General features: G+C 42.2%; 22 protein-coding genes and 1 other annotated feature. Of the genes, 16 read left to right on the forward strand and 6 right to left on the reverse strand.

Translation table 11 applies throughout. The features are described 5' to 3' along the window. Positions 1-40 precede the first annotated feature (40 nt). Positions 41-1,000: an aromatic acid exporter family protein gene (locus H538_RS0106095; protein ID WP_026676845.1), complete on the forward strand. Its 960-nt coding sequence runs from the start codon at positions 41-43 to the stop codon at positions 998-1,000. 30 nt (positions 1,001-1,030) lie between these two features. Here the strand turns inward: H538_RS0106095 and prli42 are convergent, their stop codons facing one another. Next, positions 1,031-1,132, reverse strand: coding sequence for a stressosome-associated protein Prli42 (gene prli42 / locus H538_RS26005; protein ID WP_154657913.1), 102 nt, complete (start codon positions 1,130-1,132; stop codon positions 1,031-1,033). 143 nt (positions 1,133-1,275) lie between these two features. Here prli42 and H538_RS0106105 point away from each other — a divergent pair, with 143 nt between their 5' ends. From H538_RS0106105 to H538_RS0106145, 9 genes are all read left to right on the forward strand, one after another. Next, a complete protein-coding gene (locus H538_RS0106105; RefSeq protein WP_026676846.1) occupies positions 1,276-2,919 on the forward strand; it encodes an acyl-CoA mutase large subunit family protein in 1,644 nt (547 codons plus the stop codon). 44 nt (positions 2,920-2,963) lie between these two features. Further along, entirely contained in the window at positions 2,964-3,806 is an 843-nt protein-coding gene (gene mce, locus H538_RS0106110; RefSeq protein ID WP_026676847.1) for a methylmalonyl-CoA epimerase, read from the forward strand. Next, positions 3,806-5,353: an acyl-CoA carboxylase subunit beta gene (locus tag H538_RS0106115; protein WP_026676848.1), complete on the forward strand. Its 1,548-nt coding sequence runs from the start codon at positions 3,806-3,808 to the stop codon at positions 5,351-5,353. The genes mce and H538_RS0106115 overlap by 1 nt, the downstream gene beginning before the upstream one ends. Positions 5,354-5,394: 41 nt before the next feature. Continuing rightward, positions 5,395-6,516 carry a tripeptidase T gene (locus H538_RS0106120; RefSeq protein ID WP_026676849.1) on the forward strand — a complete coding sequence of 374 codons (1,122 nt, stop codon included), beginning with the start codon at positions 5,395-5,397 and terminating at the stop codon, positions 6,514-6,516. Between the two features lie 147 nt (positions 6,517-6,663). Beyond that, positions 6,664-7,161: a MarR family winged helix-turn-helix transcriptional regulator gene (locus tag H538_RS25025; protein ID WP_051291334.1), complete on the forward strand. Its 498-nt coding sequence runs from the start codon at positions 6,664-6,666 to the stop codon at positions 7,159-7,161. A 250-nt stretch (positions 7,162-7,411) separates the two neighbouring features. Next, positions 7,412-8,602 carry a DNA polymerase IV gene (locus H538_RS23230; protein ID WP_035350211.1) on the forward strand — a complete coding sequence of 397 codons (1,191 nt, stop codon included), beginning with the start codon at positions 7,412-7,414 and terminating at the stop codon, positions 8,600-8,602. A 57-nt stretch (positions 8,603-8,659) separates the two neighbouring features. Further along, entirely contained in the window at positions 8,660-9,310 is a 651-nt protein-coding gene (locus H538_RS0106135; RefSeq protein ID WP_026676850.1) for a phosphatase PAP2 family protein, read from the forward strand. Between the two features lie 11 nt (positions 9,311-9,321). Beyond that, complete coding sequence (gene rnz, locus H538_RS0106140; RefSeq protein WP_026676851.1) at positions 9,322-10,251, forward strand: ribonuclease Z; 930 nt, start codon at positions 9,322-9,324, stop codon at positions 10,249-10,251. Positions 10,252-10,424: 173 nt separating this feature from the next. After that, on the forward strand, positions 10,425-11,393 hold the full coding sequence (locus H538_RS0106145; protein WP_035350331.1) for an NAD(P)H-dependent flavin oxidoreductase: 969 nt from the start codon (positions 10,425-10,427) through the stop codon (positions 11,391-11,393). Positions 11,394-11,441: 48 nt separating this feature from the next. On the opposite strand, the gene namA is transcribed toward H538_RS0106145, so the two are convergent. The 3 genes from namA to H538_RS26010 form a co-directional block, all read right to left on the reverse strand. Beyond that, on the reverse strand, positions 11,442-12,458 hold the full coding sequence (gene namA, locus H538_RS0106150; protein WP_026676853.1) for an NADPH dehydrogenase NamA: 1,017 nt from the start codon (positions 12,456-12,458) through the stop codon (positions 11,442-11,444). Positions 12,459-12,562: 104 nt separating this feature from the next. Continuing rightward, positions 12,563-13,342, reverse strand: coding sequence for a glycerophosphodiester phosphodiesterase (locus H538_RS23235; RefSeq protein WP_081412591.1), 780 nt, complete (start codon positions 13,340-13,342; stop codon positions 12,563-12,565). A gap of 126 nt (positions 13,343-13,468) precedes the next feature. Further along, positions 13,469-13,627 (reverse strand): hypothetical protein, encoded by a 159-nt coding sequence (locus H538_RS26010; RefSeq protein WP_154657914.1) that lies wholly within the window; start codon positions 13,625-13,627, stop codon positions 13,469-13,471. Between the two features lie 162 nt (positions 13,628-13,789). Here H538_RS26010 and H538_RS0106165 point away from each other — a divergent pair, with 162 nt between their 5' ends. Then, positions 13,790-14,119 carry a DUF3889 domain-containing protein gene (locus tag H538_RS0106165; RefSeq protein ID WP_026676854.1) on the forward strand — a complete coding sequence of 110 codons (330 nt, stop codon included), beginning with the start codon at positions 13,790-13,792 and terminating at the stop codon, positions 14,117-14,119. A gap of 6 nt (positions 14,120-14,125) precedes the next feature. Here H538_RS0106165 and proC read toward each other — a convergent pair whose 3' ends face one another. Next, the gene (gene proC, locus H538_RS0106170; RefSeq protein WP_026676855.1) at positions 14,126-14,953 is read right to left on the reverse strand and encodes a pyrroline-5-carboxylate reductase; all 828 of its coding nucleotides are present in this window, start codon (positions 14,951-14,953) and stop codon (positions 14,126-14,128) included. Between the two features lie 59 nt (positions 14,954-15,012). Continuing rightward, positions 15,013-15,226 (reverse strand) — a binding site (T-box leader). A gap of 141 nt (positions 15,227-15,367) precedes the next feature. On the opposite strand from proC, the gene H538_RS23240 reads away from it, so the two are divergent. The 5 genes from H538_RS23240 (at position 15,368) to H538_RS0106195 (ending at position 19,346) form a co-directional block, all read left to right on the forward strand. Continuing rightward, positions 15,368-16,351 carry an MBL fold metallo-hydrolase gene (locus tag H538_RS23240; protein WP_035350213.1) on the forward strand — a complete coding sequence of 328 codons (984 nt, stop codon included), beginning with the start codon at positions 15,368-15,370 and terminating at the stop codon, positions 16,349-16,351. Further along, a complete protein-coding gene (locus H538_RS0106180; protein ID WP_026676856.1) occupies positions 16,348-17,139 on the forward strand; it encodes an SDR family NAD(P)-dependent oxidoreductase in 792 nt (263 codons plus the stop codon). Before H538_RS23240 ends, H538_RS0106180 begins: the two co-directional genes overlap by 4 nt. A gap of 147 nt (positions 17,140-17,286) precedes the next feature. Beyond that, the gene (locus tag H538_RS0106185; protein WP_026676857.1) at positions 17,287-18,339 is read left to right on the forward strand and encodes a phosphotransferase; all 1,053 of its coding nucleotides are present in this window, start codon (positions 17,287-17,289) and stop codon (positions 18,337-18,339) included. Between the two features lie 44 nt (positions 18,340-18,383). Beyond that, positions 18,384-19,019, forward strand: coding sequence for a phosphatase PAP2 family protein (locus H538_RS23245; protein WP_154657915.1), 636 nt, complete (start codon positions 18,384-18,386; stop codon positions 19,017-19,019). Positions 19,020-19,100: 81 nt separating this feature from the next. Continuing rightward, complete coding sequence (locus H538_RS0106195; protein ID WP_211235551.1) at positions 19,101-19,346, forward strand: hypothetical protein; 246 nt, start codon at positions 19,101-19,103, stop codon at positions 19,344-19,346. 79 nt (positions 19,347-19,425) lie between these two features. Here the strand turns inward: H538_RS0106195 and H538_RS0106200 are convergent, their stop codons facing one another. Next, on the reverse strand, positions 19,426-20,733 hold the full coding sequence (locus tag H538_RS0106200) for an MFS transporter (protein ID WP_026676859.1): 1,308 nt from the start codon (positions 20,731-20,733) through the stop codon (positions 19,426-19,428). Positions 20,734-20,872 lie beyond the last annotated feature (139 nt).

Below are 20,872 nucleotides of genomic sequence, written 5' to 3' on the forward strand. Positions count from 1 at the left end.
ATAGAATGTAAGGGACATCATCGATAGAAGGAGTTCAACAATGCCTAAATTCAAAATCGGTTACAGAACGATTAAAACCGCGATCGGAGCGGGGGCGGCCATAGCTATTGCCCAATATTGGGGCTTGAATTTTTATAGTTCTGCGGGGATATTGGCTATCCTTTGCATAAAAGTGACGAAAAAACGGTCATTAATCAACGCATGGGAACGGTTTGCCGCCTGTATGATCGGCATGGTTTTTGCTTTCGTCTTTTTCTCATTACTCGGCTATAACCCCTTCAGCATTAGTTTACTTATCCTTCTCTTTATTCCAACCGTTGTCTTCCTAAAAGTGAAAGAAGGATTTGTTACAAGTTCGGTTATCATCTTGCATTTATATACACTTGAGAAGCTATCATGGACCATTTTTTTAAATGAACTTGCCCTGATTGTGATCGGGATTGGAATCGCCCTCATCGTGAATGTATACATGCCAAATATGGAAAAAGACTTGAAGCGATGCCAGCGTGAACTAGAAGACCAATTTAAAATCATTTTTATGGAATTTAAAAATTACTTACATAATGGCCAATCGACGTGGGATGGGAAAGAGATACTGATTGCAGACCGGCTCATCGAAGAAGGGAAAAACCTTGCTTTTCGGGACATTGAAAATCATTTCTTGCGTGATGAAAACGTCTATTATCATTATTTTAAGATGCGGGAAAAGCAATTCGAAATTATTGAGCGGATGCTACCGATTGTTTCATCCATAGATAAAAGCTATGTTCAAGGAAAAAAACTTGGAGATTTTTTCGGTAATTTAGGTGAAGCCGTCCATCCGGGAAATACAGCTGTTTTATTTCTTGAAGAATTGAATGAAATGAGAAGCGACTTTCGTCAAATGCCATTGCCTGTGGAAAGAGAGGAATTTGAAACAAGGGCAAAATTATTTTATTTGCTCAATGAAATCGAACGCTATTTGATCATCAAGCGGGAGTTTAAGCCCGGGAACAATTAAAATAAGCCGATGAAACCAATCGGCTTATTTTTATTTTGCACTAAAGAAATAAGCTGCTCCTGTTAACAATGTCGTAAAGACAAGGGAACCAATCATAATATATACTACCGTCTTCATTAATTTGCGTGACATACATAACCTCCAGCAATTTTCTATGTGTCTATAGTAGCATAACGGCCGATAAATTTAAAAAAACAGGCAGGAAAAAACGCTTTCAAGAACGAAAGTAGTAATGATACGATTTGTCGAAATTTCGATTTTGGGGGGCTGCCTGCATGAGTGAACAGCAAGAACGTTTGAATCAGTGGAAAACAAAAACGGAGAAAACGATTGAACGGTTTCCCGAACGAAAAAAAGAGTTTTATACAAGCTCGAATATACCGGTTGACCGTCTCTATTTACCGGATATTCATGAATATGATGTAGATGAATTAGGTTTTCCAGGTGAGTATCCCTTTACGAGAGGGATTCAGCCGACCATGTACCGTGCAAGATATTGGACGATGCGCCAGTATGCGGGTTTTGGTTCAGCGGAAGAAACGAACAAACGGTTTTTGTATTTACTAGAACAAGGACAAACAGGCTTATCTGTTGCATTTGATTTACCAACTCAAATTGGCTATGACTCTGATCATGCAATGGCAAAGGGAGAGGTCGGGAAAGTCGGTGTAGCGATTGATTCATTGGAAGATATGGAAGCGCTTTTACGGGATATCCCGCTTGATAAAGTCAGCACATCGATGACGATTAACGCTCCGGCATCCGTTTTGCTGGCAATGTATATTGTCGTCGCGGAAAAGCAGGGAGTCCCTCCAGAGAAGTTAGCAGGAACGATTCAAAATGATATTTTAAAAGAATATATTGCGAGGGGGACGTATATTTTTCCGCCCAAACCGTCCATGCGCCTCATTACCGATATTTTTGCATATTGTAAAGACCATGTGCCAAAGTGGAACACGATCAGCATTTCAGGCTATCACATTCGCGAGGCAGGTGCTAATGCAGTGCAAGAATTGGCGTTTACGATCGCAAACGGGAAAGCGTATGTGGATGCTGCTATAGGTGCCGGTCTTGATATCGATGATTTTGCGCCAAGGCTCGCCTTCTTCTTTAACGCCCACAATCAATTTTTTGAAGAAGTGGCAAAGTTCAGGGCAGCAAGGAGAATATGGGCAAAATTGATGAAAGAAACGTATGGTGCCAAAAATCCTAAAAGCTGGCAACTGCGTTTTCATACGCAGACGGGCGGATCTACCTTAACGGCCCAACAGCCGGATAATAACATCGTTCGTGTGACGATTCAGGCGCTTGCTGCAGTTCTTGGCGGCACGCAAAGCTTGCATACGAACTCAAGAGATGAAGCGCTCGCATTGCCGACGGAGGAATCGGCAAGAATTGCCCTCCGTACACAACAAATCATTGCCCATGAAAGCGGTGTGGCCGATACAGTGGATCCACTCGGAGGCTCCTACTATGTTGAACATTTAACCAATGAAATGGAAAAAGAAGTCCTCCGCTACATGGCTAAAATTGATGAATTAGGCGGCGCGGTATCAGCTGTTGAACAAGGGTACATGCAGCGCGAAATCCATCATACCGCTTACGAAACGCAAAAGGCGATTGAAAAAGGGGAAGAAATTATAGTCGGGATGAATTCGTTTACGATTAATAACGAAAAGCAGCCGGAGCTGTTAAGAGTGGACCCATCACTTGGCGAAAAACAAAAAGCGAGATTAGCCGAACTTCGATTGAGACGCAATTCAAACCGAGCGAGCGCTCGCTTGGAAGCATTGCGAAAAGGAGCACAAGGAACGGATAATTTAATGCCACTCATTATCGATTGTGTCCGAGATTATTGCACGATTGGCGAAATTTGCGGCGTTTTGAGAGAAGAATTTGGCGAATTCACAGGTATTTAGCCACTGTTTAGTATAACGAGATGAAAAGACAGGAGTGGGGAAAGATGAAAAAGAAAATACGTGTGCTCATCGCAAAACCGGGCCTTGACGGACATGACCGCGGTGCTCTCGTTATTTCACAGGCGTTACGAGATTACGGGATGGAAGTCATTTATACAGGCCTTCGGCAAACTCCGGAACAGATCGTCGCATCGGCGATTCAGGAAGATGTTGATGCAATCGGGCTCTCCTGCCTTTCAGGAGCCCATAATGAATTGTTTCCAGAAATTATTGATTTGTTGAAGGCAAGGGGTGCAGATGACATTATCGTGATCGGTGGCGGGGTGATTCCTTGGGAAGATATTCCGTTTCTTGAGTCAAAAGGGATTAGAAAAATATTTACCCCGGGTACGCCAACCATTGAAACCGCGAAGTTTATCGAAAAAGCGGTTTATGAAAGAGATGGGATCGCTGGCTCTCACGGAATGGAACCAGCTGAAAAAATCGATCATATCGGCATTGCGGTTTCCTCGCTTGAAGAAGTTCTGCCATTTTATGTGAACACGCTTGGATTAAAGCTTGAAGGCATTGAAGAAGTTTCATCACAGAAAGTAAAGGTTGCCTTTTTAAACATCGGGCAAACACGTCTCGAGCTCCTTGAGCCGATGGATGGGGAAAGCGCCGTCGCTAAATTTATAGCAAAGCGCGGCCAGGGGGTGCATCATGTTGCCCTCGGGGTGAAGGAAATCGAAAAAAGGATCGAAGAATTAATAGAACATGGCGTTCAACTCATTAATGAATCGCCTGTTAAAGGAGCGGGAGGAGCAAATGTAGCATTCCTTCATCCAGCTTCCACACATAAAGTATTGTTTGAACTTTGTGAGAAGCCAAAAGGAGACGAGAAGTAATGGATATTTATAATAAAATTAGCGAACTTTATGATAAAAAAAGAGAAATAGAGCTTGGAGGCGGAGATGCGCGAATCGATAAGCAGCATGAACGAGGAAAGCTGACTGCCCGTGAGCGCATCGATTTATTGCTTGATGAAGGGACTTTTGTCGAATTAAATCCGTTTATTGAACACCGATGCACGGATTTTGGGTTGAAAGATATGAAGGCCCCTGGAGAAGGGGTTGTCACAGGATATGGAAAAATTCACGGGCGTCCTGTTTATTTATTTGCCCAGGATTTTACCGTGTTCGGTGGCGCCCTCGGTGAAATGCATGCACAAAAAATCGCCAATGTGATGGATCTGGCGGCGAAAAACGGAACGCCGTTTATTGGACTGAATGACTCGGGTGGCGCGCGAATTCAGGAAGGTGTCGTTTCCCTTGACGGATATGGCCATATTTTTTACAGAAATTCGATCTACTCCGGAGTTATTCCGCAAATATCCGTCATTATGGGGCCGTGCGCCGGAGGAGCTGTCTATTCGCCAGCTATCACCGATTTTGTTTTCATGGTGAAGGAGACGAGCCAAATGTTCATTACCGGACCGAAAGTCATTGAAACGGTAACAGGTGAAAAAATTACTTCCGAAGATTTAGGCGGTGCTAAAGTACATAGCACGAAAAGCGGAAATGCTCATTTTATGGCGGACAATGAAGAAGAAGTATTGGAAGAAGTACGCCGTCTCCTTTCTTATTTACCGCAAAACAATAAGGAAAAGCCCGTAAGCAAAGCTTGCGGTAGGGAAAATGACTATTGTCCGGATCTTGCAGATAGCGTGCCGTTTGATTCAACGAAGCCGTACGATGTGCGAAACGTTGTAGAACAAGTGGTGGATCCTCATTCGTTTATGGAAGTTCACGCTCAATTTGCGAGAAATATCGTCGTCGGCTTTGCAAGAATAAAAGGTGAAGTGGTAGGATTAGTATGTAACCAACCAAAAGTGATGGCAGGCGGCCTGGATATCGATTCTTCGGATAAGGCCTCTCGTTTTATTCGTTTTTGTGATTCGTTTAATATCCCGCTCATTACGTTTGAAGATGTAACCGGCTTTTTCCCGGGAATCAAGCAAGAGCATGGCGGCATTATCAGGCACGGCGCCAAAATTCTATACTCCTATTCGGAGGCGACCGTTCCGAAAATTACAGTAATTTTAAGAAAAGCGTTTGGCGGGGCGTATGTTGCGCTAAATAGTAAATCAATTGGAGCCGATCTTGTTTATGCATGGCCGAATGCAGAAATCGCAGTAATGGGGCCGCAGGGTGCCGCCAATATTATTTTCGCGAAGGAAATCGAGCAGAGCGGCAATCCAGAGGAAACACGTGCGGCAAAAATTGAAGAATACCGAACAAAATTTGCCAATCCATATGTGGCCGCTTCAATGGGCATGGTCGATGACGTGATCGATCCGAGGGAAACGAGAATCAAATTAATACAGGCTCTTGAAATGCTTAAGACAAAACAGGAGGACAGGCCGTTGAAAAAACACGGGAACATTCCGCTGTAAAATAGCCTGACCATCTTTAAAACAATAGGAGGACTGGCAGCATGATCAACGAAAAACGTTTAGTGGATGAGTTTCTTGAACTCGTTCAAATTGATTCAGAAACGAGAAATGAAAAGGAAATTTCTAAAGTATTGATTCAAAAATTTACTGAGCTTGGCGTCGAAGTGTACGAAGATGATGCGGAATCGAAAACGGAACACGGCGCCGGCAACCTTATTTGTACATTAAAAGGCAATAAAGAAGGGGTTGATCCGATTTATTTTACTTCCCATATGGACACGGTCGTACCCGGCAAAGGCGTAAAGCCATCCATTAAAGATAGAGTGATCGTGACAGATGGAACGACGATTCTTGGAGCGGATGATAAAGCAGGGCTTGCTGCTATTTTCGAAGCGATAAAACAATTAAAAGAACAAAACATAAAACACGGCGACATTCAATTTATAATTACGGTTGGGGAAGAATCCGGTTTAGTCGGGGCGAAAGTACTAGATTCGACGCGAATTACGGCTAAATACGGTTTTGCCCTTGACAGTGACGGAAAAGTTGGAGATATTATCGTCGCTGCTCCAACTCAGGCAAAATTAAAAGTGAACATTTATGGGAAAACGGCTCATGCCGGAGTCGCACCTGAAAAAGGCATTTCAGCGATCACACTTGCTGCAAAAGCAATTGCTAAAATGCCGCTCGGCCGAATAGATGAAGAAACGACGGCAAATATCGGCCGTTTTGAAGGCGGAACACAAACAAATATCGTATGTGACCATGTGTTTATTCTCGCCGAAGCCCGCTCGCTTATTCCGGAAAAAATGGAAGCGCAGGTTGCAAAAATGAAAGAGGCGTTTGAAACGGTAGCGAAAGAAATGGGCGGAAGAGCCGAAGTTGAAGTCGAAATTATGTATCCGGGATTTAAATTTGGCGATGGGGATCATGTCGTTGAAGTTGCGAAAAAAGCGGCTGCAAGAATTGGAAGACCTCACCGTCTACTGCACAGTGGTGGAGGAAGCGATGCCAATGTGATCGCCGGATTTAATATTCCAACAGTCAATCTCGCTGTCGGGTATGAGGAAATTCATACGACAAATGAAAAGATGCCAATCGAGGAATTGGTAAAAACAGCGGAGATGGTTGTAGCAGTCATACAAGAAACAGCAGGTGAATAATACAAATGGGCCTTTCTGGTACGGAAGGCCCATTTTTAATTAGGAATTTGACAATTGTTTACATAGTCTATAGAATATTTTTATAATAGAACTGTTTGGAAGATTATGATAAAGAGTAGAGAGATGAGAATCAGGAGGGTTAGGGGAATGTCAATGAACGAACTAGCGAACATGCATATGATGCTGAATTATATGAGGGGAACGTATAAGGTTTTAGAAGAAGAATTGCAAACAGCGGCAAAGGCTCTTGGCCTGACGCAGGCGGAACAACACATATTATGGATCGTTTCTTTCGAGAAAGATGTGACCATTTCAAGAATCGCTAAAATTGGTCTCTGGGATGTATCCACTGTCATGCAAGTTATTAAGCGATTAAAAGATAAACAGCTCGTTCAAGTCGTGAAAAAAAGCGATGATCGCCGGATTTCTTATGTAATGTTAACGGAAGAAGGAAAGAAAAAGCGAAAAGAATCCGAACAGCTCGATTTGAAAATTTATCGTTTTTTCAAAAAATGGCTCGAAGATGAGACGAAGAAAGAATTCATCGCTGAATTAATTGAGCTGCATAGAGAAATTAACCAGCATTTTCACGGCCGGGAATATGTAAAGTGGATAGAAAGCACAACGAAAAACATAGCGGAATAAGAAGCATACATACATAACTAGTGGCCCGATAGGGGTGGATGAGATGCGAAAAAGTTCATTTTGTCCATTCCTTTTTTATTTATTAGTAATAGGGAGCGGCGGCTATTGCCCTTGCTCCCTTTTTATTGGGAATGTAGAAAAGTAACTAATTGACTACTAAACGGATGGCTGATATTCTAATAATGAAAAAGAATGTATGTTCGTTTGCGTGCGTTATCAATCATTGCAGAGACTAAAAGGTGGTGAAGAGATGGGCGAGCAAAATCAAAAAAGAAGAATCATATTGCATGTAGATATGAATTGTTTCTATGCTTCTGTTGAATGCGCATTCGATCCGTCTCTTCAAGGTAAGCCGCTCGCAATTGCCGGTGATGTGGAAGACCGGCGGGGCATTGTCGTCACTTGCAGCTATGAAGCGCGCGAGTTTGGGATCAAACCGCCCATGCCGCTCTGGGAAGCGAAACGATTATGCCGGCATCTGCTTGTGAAAAAACCAGATTTCCAAAAGTATAAAGCGATGTCTGCACGAATGTTTCAATTGCTGAGAGAATATACCGATCTCGTAGAACCAGTCTCAATCGACGAAGGCTATATGGAATTAACCTATGTAAAAGCTGATCCGCTTTTCATTGCCTATGATATTCAAAGGCGATTGAAAGATGAACTTGGCCTTCCTTCAAGCATCGGGGTTGCTCCGAATAAGTTTCTTGCGAAAATGGCATCCGATATGAAAAAGCCGATGGGCATTACCATTCTCAGAAAGAGGGATATCCCAAAAATTCTCTGGCCGTTAGAAGTCGGGGAAATGCATGGGATTGGAAAAAAGACGGAACATAAACTAAACGAATACGACATTTTTACGATAGGCGACCTTGCGAAAGAAGATTCTTATGCGATGAAGCAGCGGTTTGGCGTCAATGGTGTCAAAATGTGGGAGAGAGCGAACGGGATCGATGAAAGAAAGGTGGATCCTGACAGTGCTAATGATTATCAATCGATCGGCCATTCCACGACGTTAAAAGAAGATACGGTGAGCCAGACGATGCTAAGCGCTGTATTTTCAAGATTGGCGGAGTCGGTTGAGAGGAGATTAAGGCAAAAACAGGTGGTGTCTTCTGCCATTCAAATTGTCATTCGTTACGCGAATCGTCATACAATCACTCGCAGTAAAAAACTAGAAAACCCCATTCAAGAAAAAGAAAAAATCTATGAAAACGCGTGGCAGCTTTTTAAGAAACATTGGAACGGTGAACCCATTCGATTGCTCGGCGTAACAGCCCTTGATTTAGTGGAACGAGATTCGGCTTATATCCAGCTTGATCTTTTCCATTACCATGAGGAAAAAAGAAGAGAAGATCTAACGAAAGCATTGGATGCGATCCGAAAAAAGTATGGAGATAAAGCGATTCAAAAAGGAAACAATAAAAAGTGTAAGGAATAAGGCCCGTCACCTTTACATACAATCATCCTAAAGCAATTGATAGGTTGGTGATTTGAATTGAATCGATTCGCCCGCTATTTTAAATCGGCGCTTATCGTTATTTTCTTATTGTTGTTTCTGTTTTTAGCGTTCCAATACAACAAACAGTTGGTGCGATCGTTTGACCGAACCGTTATCCATTTTATTACCGGTTTTGAGACGAAGAACGTGACTTCTTTTTTTATTGTTCTTACAACGATCGCCACAAAATACTATGAATATTTATTTTTAGCCCTGTTTGCCGTCATTTTTCTCCTGTTTTTACGAAGAATGCTGGAACCGGTTATGCTCGCTGTCACGTTGATTGGCGTCAGATACGGAAATCATTTGTTAAAAGATTGGTTCGGCCGCGAGCGGCCTGCTTCTCATCCATTAATTGAGGCGGGAGGGTACAGCTTTCCAAGCGGCCACGCGATGATTTCGATCGCTTTTTTTGGCATGGCGGCATATTTGATTATTTCGGTTATAAAGGAACGAGTGATCGTTAAACGGTGGATTGCCATAGTTACTGCTTTATTTATTTTGCTTGTCGGCATTAGCAGGATTTATTTAGGAGTGCATTATCCAAGTGACATATTAGCGGGATTTGCCGTTGGAGGAATCTGGCTTTTAGCTTGTATCGGCATATACGACTTTTTTGCCAAAAAACGAATAAAAGTACTTCTTTAAGGTGGAGACGAATGGAAATACAATTTTTAGGAACTGGAGCTGGAATGCCTTCAAAACAGCGAAATGTAACGGCCGTTGCGTTGACATTTTTACAGAGTGCGAACGTCTGGCTGTTTGACTGTGGCGAGGCGACGCAGCACCAGATTTTACATACATCGATTAGACCGAGGAAAATAGAAAAAATTTTTATTACCCATATGCATGGAGACCATATATTCGGATTGCCCGGCTTGCTTGGAAGCCGTTCATTTCAGAGCGGAGACAGCCCGCTCGTCATTTACGGACCTGAAGGAATACGGCAGTTTGTTGAAACAAGCCTGAAAGTGAGCGAGACACACCTCACATATCCGTTTGAAGTGGTAGAAATAGAGGAGGGCCTCATTTTTGAAGACAGCGAGTACAGGGTATTCAGTAAAAAGCTGGATCACGTCATCGATAGTTTCGGCTATCGAATCGAGGAAAAAGAGCGCCCGGGTAAGCTGAAGGCCAGCTTATTAAAAGCAAAAGGGATTCCTCCGGGGCCGATTTATAAGAAATTAAAAGACGGGGAAGACGTCAAGTTGCAAGACGGTTTGGTCCTTTACAGCCGCGAGTTCCTTACGTCTCCGCTTCCCGGAAGAGTTGTGGCCATTTTAGGAGATACCCGTTATTGTGAAAATGCGATTGCCCTTGCTAAAAATGCGGATGTCCTCGTTCATGAAGCGACATTTTCAGCCGACCTCAGCGAGCATGCGCAATTGTTCGGGCATGCAACGACAAAGCAGGCAGCTGAAATCGCTGTAAGGGCAGGCGCAAAACAATTAATATTGACTCATATTAGTTCAAGATATCAAAAAGAAGAAATAGACCGTCTGCTAGAGGAAGCGAAAACCATTTTTGAAAACACAACGATAGCAGAAGATTTTAGCGTTTATGCGCTAAAAAAGAAAAACACTCTCTAGTTAAGAGGGTGTTTTTTTCGCGTTTTACAGATAAGACACTGGCTTTAAAATTTCTTAATGGTTTTCAAACACAAGAGAAATTAATTGAAAATTTTGATAAGTAGTGATATAGTGATTCCAGGAAAAATCCATAAGTTATGCTTATTTTATACATAGGGAAAGGGATGGAACAGATGAAAACATTCTCTCAACTGGCTGAAGAACTCGTTTTGCCCGTTATCGCTGCCCCGATGTTTCTCGTATCCAGTCCAGAAATGGTAATTGAAGGATGCAAGTCTGGAATCATTGGTTCGTTTCCGCTATTAAACGCACGAACATCTGCGATTTTAGAAGATTGGATGAAGCAAATTACAGAGGAATTAAATCAAGCGCGATTCGAAAATCCTAAGAGGCGGATTGCACCGTGGGCTGTCAATTTTATTGTACACCGAACGAATAAACGATTTGAGGAAGACCTGGAGCTGATCGAGAAGTATGAACCTCCAATCGTCATTACATCTCTTGGTGACCCAAAGGCAGTTGTTGATATCGTCCATCAATATGGCGGTCTCGTTTTTTCAGACGTGAGCAACCTTGTCCATGCACGAAAAGCGGCGAATACCGGTGTTGATGGATTGATCCTCGTTTGTAACGGGGCCGGGGGGCATGCAGGGATGATTAATCCGTTTGCCTTCTTAGGAGCAGTAAAGGAATTTTGGAATGGAATGACGATTCTTGCCGGGTGTATTTCAAGCGGCCGGGATATTCTTGCGGCCCGGACGCTCGGTGCAGATTTCGCTTATATGGGTACACGCTTTATCGCTTCAACTGAAAGTTTTGCGAGTAGCGATTATCGTGATATGATCATTGGCTCCACGTTAGAAGATTTAATTTATACGAATGCGTTCAGTGGAGTGAACGCAAATTACCTTATCCCAAGCATTAAAAGAGCGGGAGTATCCCTGGATCAACTTCAGAAAAAGGCGGCCGTTGATTTTTCGAAAATGTCAGATGCAAAAGCATGGAAAGACATCTGGTCGGCGGGGCAGGGGGTCAGCACCATTAAAAAGATCGCTCCGATTGCTGAAATTGTTCGCAAGTTAAAGGAAGAATATGAAGAAGCATTGAACGGCATAGTGGAAAAGCATGCAAAAAGTTTCTAGATATCTTAAAAAAGGAAGGACGACCACGTGATCGTTCTTCCTTTTTTCTTACCATCCCCGTTCATATTGTTTCGGAGGCGTTAAGTTCACGCCGAGTTCTTTTGCCGCCGTTCTTGGCCAATACGGATCCCTGAGCAATTCCCGGGCAAGAAAGATAAGGTCCGCCCGTTCGTTTTTCAATATTTCTTCAGCCTGAATCCCGCTAGTGATCAGACCAACTGCTCCTGTTAGCACATTCGCTTCTTTTTTTATAAGTTCCGCATAGGGGACTTGATAGCCGGGATATACGTCAATTTTCGCACGTACGACCGCCCCGGAGCTGCAGTCCACCAGGTCTACTCCTTGCTCTTTCATCCATGAAGCCATTATGGCATAATCTGCAGGTCCATATCCTTCTTCATGATAATCATTTGCCGAAATGCGGACAAACAACGGACCGCTCCAGACTTCTTTCACCGCTTCAATGATTTCCTTTAAAAACCTGTAGCGTTTTTCCATACTTCCACCGTATTCATCCTTTCGGTGGTTCGAAAGCGGTGAAAGGAATTCATTGATTAAATAACCGTGGGCGCCATGCAGTTCGATAATGTCAAAACCGGCTTCTTTTGCCCGCCTTGCGCCTTCTTTAAAGGCCTGGACCGTATCTTGAATTTGCTTAATCGTCATTTCTTCAGGTCGTTTCATATTTTCGCTGAAACTGATCGCTGAAGGTGCAATAATCGGCCCGTCTAGCTCAGCCTTTCTTCCGGCGTGGGCAAGTTGAATCCCGATTTTCGCCCCCTGCTCGTGAACCATCTCAACAAGCTGTTGAAGACCGCTTCTATGTTCATCGCTCCAGATGCCAAGATCCCGGGGAGATATTCTTCCCTGTGGGGTAACGGCTGTTGCTTCTACAATAATCAGCCCGACTTGCCCGACCGCTCTTGACGTATAATGAGTCAGATGCCAATTGTTTACCATTCCGTCTTCTTTTTCACATGAATACATGCACATTGGGGACATAACAATCCTATTTTTAAGTGTGACGTCTTTTATCGTTAGTGGGCTAAATAGTTTACTCGACATGATGAATCACTCCTTTTATGTACGGATTACATCTTTTATAACATAGTTTGCTTGGATTTTGTTTTCATATGCTCAAAGAAAATGAGCGCTCCGTATTGAATCGCTCATTTTCCGGTTAATTTATTGTAGACCATATGCAAGAAGCTTTTAGGCGGAGGGATGAATCCGTTTAATAATGAAAGGGCTAAATCAGGTTTATCGGTAATAATGGCATCTACCTTCCAGTCGAGAAAATACATGAGCCATTTTTTGTTGTTGACGGTATAGGGGCGTACATTGATCTGGTTAAAATGAAAGCCTTCAAGAATATAAGGAGGCAAACTTCTGAATTTTGGGTGGACGCTTCTTGCCCCAAGACTTTTCGCATAATGCCACGGTTCGTAAATTCCGGAAGAGTAAAGCGGTGCGATGTCAATCATATCATCAATTTCCCTCATTCTTACCAGACTATAATGGTTAAACGAAGAGATGATTGTTCGCTCCTTCATCCCATAAGCACAAACAAGATCATATACTTTTTTCTCTAACCCTTCATAAGCGAATCGGTTATTTTTTAATTCAATATTTAAAAGTAAAGGTTTCGTGTAAATCCAATGCAGGAGCTCTTCAAGGGTTGGTATCGTCTCATTTCGAAAGACATTTGAAAACCAGCTCCCGGCATCCAGCGCCTTAATTTCATTGATTGTTAAATTTTTTATATAGCCTTTTCCGTTCGTCGTACGATTAACACTTTCATCATGAATGATGACAGGGATGCCATCTTTTGATAATTGGACATCGGTTTCAATCCCATGAACACCAATTTCATAAGCTCTTTGGAACGAAATCATTGTGTTTTCCGGGCATTCTTTACTGGCTCCCCGGTGTCCGAAAATTTTTGTCATATGAAGCACCCCTTTCTATTCTCTATTTCCACCTTATGATATCTAGCGGCAAATCGTTAGCTCTTCATTTCCCTTTTGCCTTAAAAATAAATAAAAAGAAGCTGAAACAATTCAGCTTCTTTTTAATCATGTTTCGGGAATGAAAGTTTTTTGCTCTACGCTCAAATCGTTCTTTACAATCCATTTAAGAAATTCTATTTCTTTTTTTGTCAACTGTCGGTTCGTAAACTGCTCAAATTCCTTAAACAATTCATTATAACGTCTGGATTCTTCTTGTGTGCGCATAAGATTCCTCCCGAAAGACGTATTTTTATTTTAACTATAGGACGGGATGGAATGATTGTCAATTTCTTCTTTTGTCTTTTATTTATAGAATTCATCGTTTATTGTCAAATACATTTCCATACACTACAAATAATCGATTTTAAATGAAAGGATACAAAAGATATGAAAAAAATCATCATTATTTTCCTTTTTTCATTAGTGAGTTTATCCCCGGTTCATGCTTTTTCCATCCCTGTCCTGGAGCGGGCAGAAGTTTCTTATAGTAAATGGGGAAGAACAGCCGTCTTAGAAACAAAAAAACGTTACTCCGATTTTGACGTAGTGGATTATTTATATATGGGCAAAGAAAAGAAAGGACACGGAACGTTTCAGGAAACATTTAAATTATGGCTAAAAAAAGGAAACCGGGAAATGGGCGTCATCGTCCGAATCATTGTTGACGAAAGAACGGACCAAATGCGTTCAATTTCGTTTCAAAAAACCGAAAGATAACGATGACTATTCCGCATTTAATTTGCCTAATTCCATTGACCGTTCCGCTGCCCGTTTAATACATGCCTGAAAGGCTTCACGGACGTTAAAGGCGTCAAGGGTTTGGATCCCCGCTTCTGTCGTGCCGCCGGGACTCGTTACTTTACGGCGAAGCGTTTGACAGTTGTCTTTACTCATTCTCAGCATATGTGCTGCACCAAGCAATGTTTGGGCGATTAAATCTTTTGCGGCCGCTTCATTCATATTTAAATCCTTTGCGGCGTCTTCCATTGCTTCGACAATGTAATAAATATACGCAGGACCGCTCCCGGAAAGACCGGTAACTGCATGCAACTCTTCTTCCTCTGTAACCGTTGTAATTCCGATACAGTCGAAGATGGAAGTGACGATGTCAATATGTTTTTCCGTTGCGTATTTTCCTGCGGCAATCCCGGTTGCCGAAAACCCGATGGCAGCAGAAGTATTAGGCATTGCCCGGACGACAGGAACATGGGCATCAAGCAAATTTGTTATTCTTTCAGTCGAAATACCGGCAAGCACAGAAATAAACAATTGATTTTCATGAATGTAAGGCTTTATGGCCTGAATGCCGTCTACTACATCTTTCGGTTTCATCGCAAGGACAACAATGTCCGCTTCCTTTACGACCTCTTCTTTATTGGTGGAAGTGGTTACGCGGTACTTATTTTTTAATTCAGTAAGCCTTTCTATATTGTTACGATTTGTAATGAAGATTTCATCTGGATGATACATGTTCCGCTTGAGTAAACCGCTGATCATCGCTTCGGCCATTGAGCCTGCACCTATAAAAGCAACTTTTTGCTTCTGCATCATGTCATTACCTCCTGAATAAAAACACATAAACTTAAAACAAAAAGTCTCCCTTATCCTATAAAAAGGACGGAGGGAGACTGATCCGCGGTACCACCTTCATTGGCATTAAATAATGCCCGCTTTATTGCCTGTAACGTAGGTCGACGATCGGGTTCTATCCCCGATAGCTCCAGGGCAGGTTCAATCATTTCGTATCGATGGAATCTTTCAGCCGGTGAATTCCACTCTCTTTCGATCGAAGGTTGATTTACTAGTCCCTTTCAACACCATTCATATGTTAAAGTTTGATTTTTTAAAAAATATTATGCACGGTAATGAGGGGAAATGTCAAGAGAAAAATGCATTTTCATTTGATTGGCATCCTTTCCTTGCTATACTGAAAACAGAAAGAAAGATCAGGTGAAGGAGAAGAAAATGAACACATTATCCGATAAAATTACAAAAATTGAATTGCCGACACCGTTTAAAGTAGGAAAGGTAAATGCGTACATAGTAAAAGGGGAAAAGCTGACGTTGATTGATTGTGGACCGAAAACGGAAGAGGCCCACCGCGTGCTTGTTGATCACCTGCACGCCCATGGTATATCCATACATGATATTGAGCAGATTGTTTTAACCCATTATCATCCTGATCATGTTGGCGGTCTTGGCTATTTTGATATTGCTTCTCTACAAGTCATCTCCTCAGAAAAAAGTATTCCTTACCTTGAACAAAACGAGGAATTTTATAGTGAACGAAAAATGTTTTATGAGTCCATTTATAAAAAAATGGGAGTTTCACCACATCTTATTCCGGCTGAACTGGAAAAAACAAATGAATATTTATCGTACTCGGCGAAAATTAAACCGGACATTGTTTTAAAAGACGGAGATGAAGTCCCGGGTCTTTCCGGGTGGACAGTGATTGAAACGCCCGGGCATTCTCCTGACCATATTTCCCTTTTTCATAAAGAGAGCGGCGTGATGGTCGGCGGGGATTTTTTAATTGCCCATATTTCTTCCAATGCTTTAATTGAGCCGCCATTACAGGCAAATCTTCCGCGTCCTAAACCGCTACTTGAATACCGTACTTCGTTTAAAAAAGTGGCAGAGCTTGGCGTCTCGATCGTTTATTCCGGTCACGGGAAGGAAATTACTGCGGTCGGGCAACTCATCGAGGAACGGCTGGAAGCGCAAGATGAGCGGGCGAATCGGTTGTATGAATTAATAGTTGGCGAGCATACGGCATTTGAACTATGTCAGAAGCTTTTTTCACACATTTACTTACGGGAATTGGATTTAACCATGTCAGAGACGATCGGCCATCTCGATTTATTAGAAGAATGGGGAGCAATTGCGAAAAAAGACAAAAATGGGATTACTCACTATACGAGAACCAAACATGGGGTGAATACATGAACAACTGGCAAGGAAAAGTGATTGTCATTACAGGCGCGTCAGGTGGACTCGGGGCGAGGATCGCACTTGACGCAGCTGAACGCGGGGCTACACCGGTTTTAATGGCCCGTCGGATGGATCAACTTGAAAACATTCAATCTGAAATTAAAAACAAATTTCAGATTGATGCGTGGATCTATTCACTTGATGTCGGAAATCTCGTTCAAGTAAAGAACGTTTTCGAGCAACTTTTCACACAGGTTTCCCATGTCGATGTCCTGATTAACAATGCGGGATTTGGTATTTTTGAAGAGTTTATTCAAGCTGATATAAACGATATTGTAACTATGTTTCAAACGAATGTCATCGGCTTAATGGCCTGTACAAAAGCGGTCTTGCCACATATGATGATCCGGGATAAAGGGCATATCATCAACATCGCCTCCCAGGCCGGGAAGATTGCTACGCCTAAATCAAGCGGTTACACAGCAACAAAGCATGCGGTTCTTGGATTTTCAAACAGCCTCAGGATGGAGCTTTCCAAAACGAATATTCATGTGACAACTGTAAATCCCGGCCCAATTGAAACAAATTTCTTTTCTATCGCGGATAAATCGGGCAATTATGTAGAAAGTGTGAAACGGTGGCTCCTTTCCCCGGAGCTCGTTTCGAAAAAGGTGATCACTTCGATTGATAAACCCGTCCGTGAAATCAACTTACCTTTTTTAATGAATATTGGCAGTAAAATTTACCGGATGATGCCAGGATTTATTGAAAAAGTCGCGGCTAGTGCTTTTAATAAAAAGTAACAATAATATGATTATGTTAACAAATGAGTAGAAACCGGAGTGAAATTCTTTCGCTCCGGTTTCTAAATCTTTTTGAATGAATTTTAAACATGCCCATACAATGAACTAAAGAGACTGTGCCAATCCTTTAGGAAAGGAAGCAAAGTGATGAAGAGAGGACAAAAAGTTTCCTTATCCGATCATGTCATTCGACGCCTGCTCGCCCATCATTACGGTTTAACGGTTCATTCAATCCATCGAGTGCTTGATATTCCCAAAGTCGTAACGGATAGGGGGACGTTTGGCTTTAAAAATGCAGTAGAGCTGCCCGATCTTTCGTTTATCCATCATTCGATCAAGCAAATAAAAAATCATTATCCGTATATACCGGGTATTGTTCCACTTTTATCTGGTGATGTACTTCTTTCCTTTGAAGATGAAATCTATTATTTAGAGGAGTGGATGGATGCAGAAGATGTTCTTTTTGCCGATGATTATTTAGGAGAGGAAATAGGGGCTGCGATTGCCCGCTTTCACGCGGCCGCCAAAGGGCTTGTCCCTGATAAAAAAAGTTTTCGTTTTGAATGGGGGAATCGAAGAAAGAAGCTGCGAAAAGTTTATAAAAAAATTCAAGACTGGAAAAAGAATCATTATGATCTTCCGGAGTTTTTGTATGAGCGAAATATTCTCGATTTTCTGGAAGCGCGTTGCTCTCTTGCTTATCAATATATTGAAAATGTATCGTACTCAACATTATGGGAGGATAACCCGGACTGTGCGGTGTTATGCCATGGGAGCCTGCACCAACGAAATATTTTAATCGACGGAAAGCGCAATATTTATTTTATAGATATTGAATCTTTATCTTACGCGGAGCGTGTATATGACCTTGCTTCTTTCATCCATTATTTCGCCCCATATAAGGGGTGGAATCCTCTATTTATTTACCGTTTTATTAGAGGGTATCAACAAAATCTTACAAGACCGTTATCACTTGATGAATGGAGATGTTTCTTTTCATATTTAGCCTTTCCGCGGAGACTCTATAGCTGGATGCATCGTCATTTCGATAAGTCGTATGAGATGGAGCCTGAAGAAACGTACTTTAAATTGCTCGGAATCATTATTCATGATCAGCCGAAAGATATGTTTTTAAAGCAATTTCATCCGGTCACGTTACCAGCGACCATTGAGCTGGCAAAAGAATTATCTAAAGGCTGAAATAGAAAGTTTCATTTTTTAAAACGGGAGGGAGGTATTTGTTTTTGTTTCGCTTTAGAGGGCATATGGTTCGCGTATTTCACATTGAAATTTTGCTTTTCGTCTTATTTTTTGCACTTGGATTTTATACAATTAATAATCCGCATAATGTTATCGATGATCGCCTCTTTCATTTCGTATCTTCTTTTCAACATGAAAAGGTAACGAAAATCATGCTGTTTTTAGAGCATTTAGGCAATAAAGACTATATTGTTGCGATGCTTGCTGTTATTGGTGTTTTTCTCATTCCGTTGAAAAGGGCGGTCGAATATTCGTTTTTAGTTTTTTCGGTTGGGGGAGCTTTCGTATTAAATTTTCTCCTGAAACACTTTTTTCATCGTCCTCGTCCGAGCTGGCATATCATTGTGAAAGATGGATTTAGTTTTCCGAGCCGTCATTGTATGGTCTCGGTGGCGCTGTATGGCTTTTTCTGCTTTCTGCTTTGGACAATCTTGCGCCATCAATGGTTTTCTTATAAATCTTTAATCATTTTCGTTACCTTTTTAATCCTGGCTATCGGGTTTAGCATGGTGTATCTAGGTGCACATTACCCCACCGATGTGATTGGAGGTTTAATGATTTCCTGTCTTTGGCTTTCCATTTGCATCCGTTTATATTTTTGGCTAACCATGAGAAATTAGGGATTTACCGTGTGCAAAAATAGAGTGAAGAACATATACTGGATAGACAACCAAATCTTTGAGGTGACTTGAATGTATCCTATGGGGAACTATAACCACTACCATCAAAATTCGCATACGATGGAAACTTCGCTCGACTATTACTATCAAAACTATATGTATCATGCGAAAATGTGCGAGTATTATTATAAAAAGATGTTTGGCGATGATAAAGGTTCTTCAACTTACGCATTGCCGCCAAATATTGAAGTGAAAGAAAAATGGAAGAAAAAAACGACGTACGAAAAAACGTATACGCCGATTTTCTACACTCAAAAAGAAGCCTGATCATCTCAACCATATAAGGTTGATGATCAGGCTGTTTTCGATTTACCGGAATTGACAATCGCCGATTCAAATCAAATGCTTATTTTTTTCGAGCTTCGGCTTCTATTTGTGAGTCTTTAGAAGGCTCCGGCATACGCCAGTATGTGAATAAGCTTATAGCAATACAAAGAGCGACATAATAGTAGAAAAGCGATTCATAGCCGATGTTTTTTAACCCTAATGCGATAAATTCCGCCGTTCCCCCGAAGATGGCGACGGTAAGGGAATAAGGAAATCCAACACCGAGGGCACGGATTTCTGTCGGGAAAAGCTCGGCTTTTACGATGGCATTAATTGACGTGTAACCGGTAATGATGACGAGGGCAACCATCATAAGCAAGAAGGCAATAACTGGACTTGTCGCGTGCCGCATAAATAAAAATATCGGTACGGTCAGTAACGTTCCGAAAATACCGAAGCTCATCAATAGCGGACGCCTTCCAATTTTATCGGATAACGCTCCGGCAAGCGGCTGAAGCACGATGAAGATCAATAAAGCAATAAAATTGATCATGCTCACGATTTCCTTATTAAGTCCCACTGAATTAACCATGTACTTTTGCAAATACGTCGTATACGTATAGAAAGCGACATTTCCACCGAGGGAAAGCCCCATAACGGTCAATACAGCTTTCGGGTACTTCATTAGCGTTCGAAGAGTTCCGGCTTCTTCTCTTTTCTTTTCGCCCATTTTCTCAAACTGTTCTGACTCGTCCATCGTCCGGCGCATCCACAGGACGATTAACGCCCCGATGGCCCCGATCACAAAAGGAATGCGCCAGCCCCATGATACCATAGCGGATTCGTCAAGAATTTGCTGAAGGATAATTTGAACGCCTAATGCGACCAGCTGTCCGGCAACTAGTGTAACGTACTGAAAACTTGAGTAGAATCCGCGCCGGCCGCTTGATGCCATCTCTGACAAGTATGTAGCAGACGTTCCATATTCTCCGCCGAGCGACAACCCCTGGAATAGACGTGCGATGACGAGAATGATCGGTGACAACACGCCAATTGTTCCATAACCTGGTGTGCAGGCAATGACGAGCGAACCGATGGCCATAATCGTTACCGAAAGCGTCAAGGCGGCCCTGCGGCCAAACCGGTCGGCGTAGCGGCCCATTAATAGGCTTCCGATCGGGCGCATGAGAAAGCCGATGGCAAAGACTCCCGCGGTATTAAGGAGCTGAAGGGTCTGATTTCCTGCCGGGAAGAACTCTGCCGAAAAATAGATGGCAAAAGCGGAATAAACGTACCAGTCGTACCATTCGATGAGATTTCCGACCGAACCCTTGAAAATATTCGCCGTAATGCGCCGTGATGCTTTCCGATCTGTAGATTGGCTCATTATCATTTCCTCCTCTAATTAGTACTATTCGTATGATTGCTGTAGTGATTTACTAGTAAATAGAAATCCTTTTTCAATTATAGCATTTATCGCTCAACTTTAACTATTCTGGCGATTTCAATCATTATTTTAAAAAAGA

This window comes from Fictibacillus gelatini DSM 15865 (assembly GCF_000430745.1).
Classification (GTDB): domain Bacteria; phylum Bacillota; class Bacilli; order Bacillales; family Fictibacillaceae; genus Fictibacillus_A; species Fictibacillus_A gelatini.

Coding starts and splice junctions, on each gene's coding strand:
- namA (WP_026676853.1), bottom strand. CDS start 12,458: ATGTCGAGTAAACTATTTAGCCCACTAACGATAAAAGACGTCACACTT.
- H538_RS0106165 (WP_026676854.1), top strand. CDS start 13,790: ATGAAAAAAATCATCATTATTTTCCTTTTTTCATTAGTGAGTTTATCC.
- H538_RS0106195 (WP_211235551.1), top strand. CDS start 19,101: ATGGGGAACTATAACCACTACCATCAAAATTCGCATACGATGGAAACT.
- H538_RS23240 (WP_035350213.1), top strand. CDS start 15,368: ATGAACACATTATCCGATAAAATTACAAAAATTGAATTGCCGACACCG.
- H538_RS0106095 (WP_026676845.1), top strand. CDS start 41: ATGCCTAAATTCAAAATCGGTTACAGAACGATTAAAACCGCGATCGGA.
- H538_RS0106120 (WP_026676849.1), top strand. CDS start 5,395: ATGATCAACGAAAAACGTTTAGTGGATGAGTTTCTTGAACTCGTTCAA.
- H538_RS26010 (WP_154657914.1), bottom strand. CDS start 13,627: ATGCGCACACAAGAAGAATCCAGACGTTATAATGAATTGTTTAAGGAA.
- H538_RS23230 (WP_035350211.1), top strand. CDS start 7,412: ATGGGCGAGCAAAATCAAAAAAGAAGAATCATATTGCATGTAGATATG.
- mce (WP_026676847.1), top strand. CDS start 2,964: ATGAAAAAGAAAATACGTGTGCTCATCGCAAAACCGGGCCTTGACGGA.
- H538_RS0106145 (WP_035350331.1), top strand. CDS start 10,425: ATGAAAACATTCTCTCAACTGGCTGAAGAACTCGTTTTGCCCGTTATC.
- H538_RS0106115 (WP_026676848.1), top strand. CDS start 3,806: ATGGATATTTATAATAAAATTAGCGAACTTTATGATAAAAAAAGAGAA.
- prli42 (WP_154657913.1), bottom strand. CDS start 1,132: ATGTCACGCAAATTAATGAAGACGGTAGTATATATTATGATTGGTTCC.
- H538_RS23235 (WP_081412591.1), bottom strand. CDS start 13,342: ATGACAAAAATTTTCGGACACCGGGGAGCCAGTAAAGAATGCCCGGAA.
- H538_RS0106180 (WP_026676856.1), top strand. CDS start 16,348: ATGAACAACTGGCAAGGAAAAGTGATTGTCATTACAGGCGCGTCAGGT.
- H538_RS25025 (WP_051291334.1), top strand. CDS start 6,664: ATGTCAATGAACGAACTAGCGAACATGCATATGATGCTGAATTATATG.
- H538_RS0106105 (WP_026676846.1), top strand. CDS start 1,276: ATGAGTGAACAGCAAGAACGTTTGAATCAGTGGAAAACAAAAACGGAG.
- H538_RS0106185 (WP_026676857.1), top strand. CDS start 17,287: ATGAAGAGAGGACAAAAAGTTTCCTTATCCGATCATGTCATTCGACGC.
- rnz (WP_026676851.1), top strand. CDS start 9,322: ATGGAAATACAATTTTTAGGAACTGGAGCTGGAATGCCTTCAAAACAG.
- proC (WP_026676855.1), bottom strand. CDS start 14,953: ATGATGCAGAAGCAAAAAGTTGCTTTTATAGGTGCAGGCTCAATGGCC.
- H538_RS0106200 (WP_026676859.1), bottom strand. CDS start 20,733: ATGAGCCAATCTACAGATCGGAAAGCATCACGGCGCATTACGGCGAAT.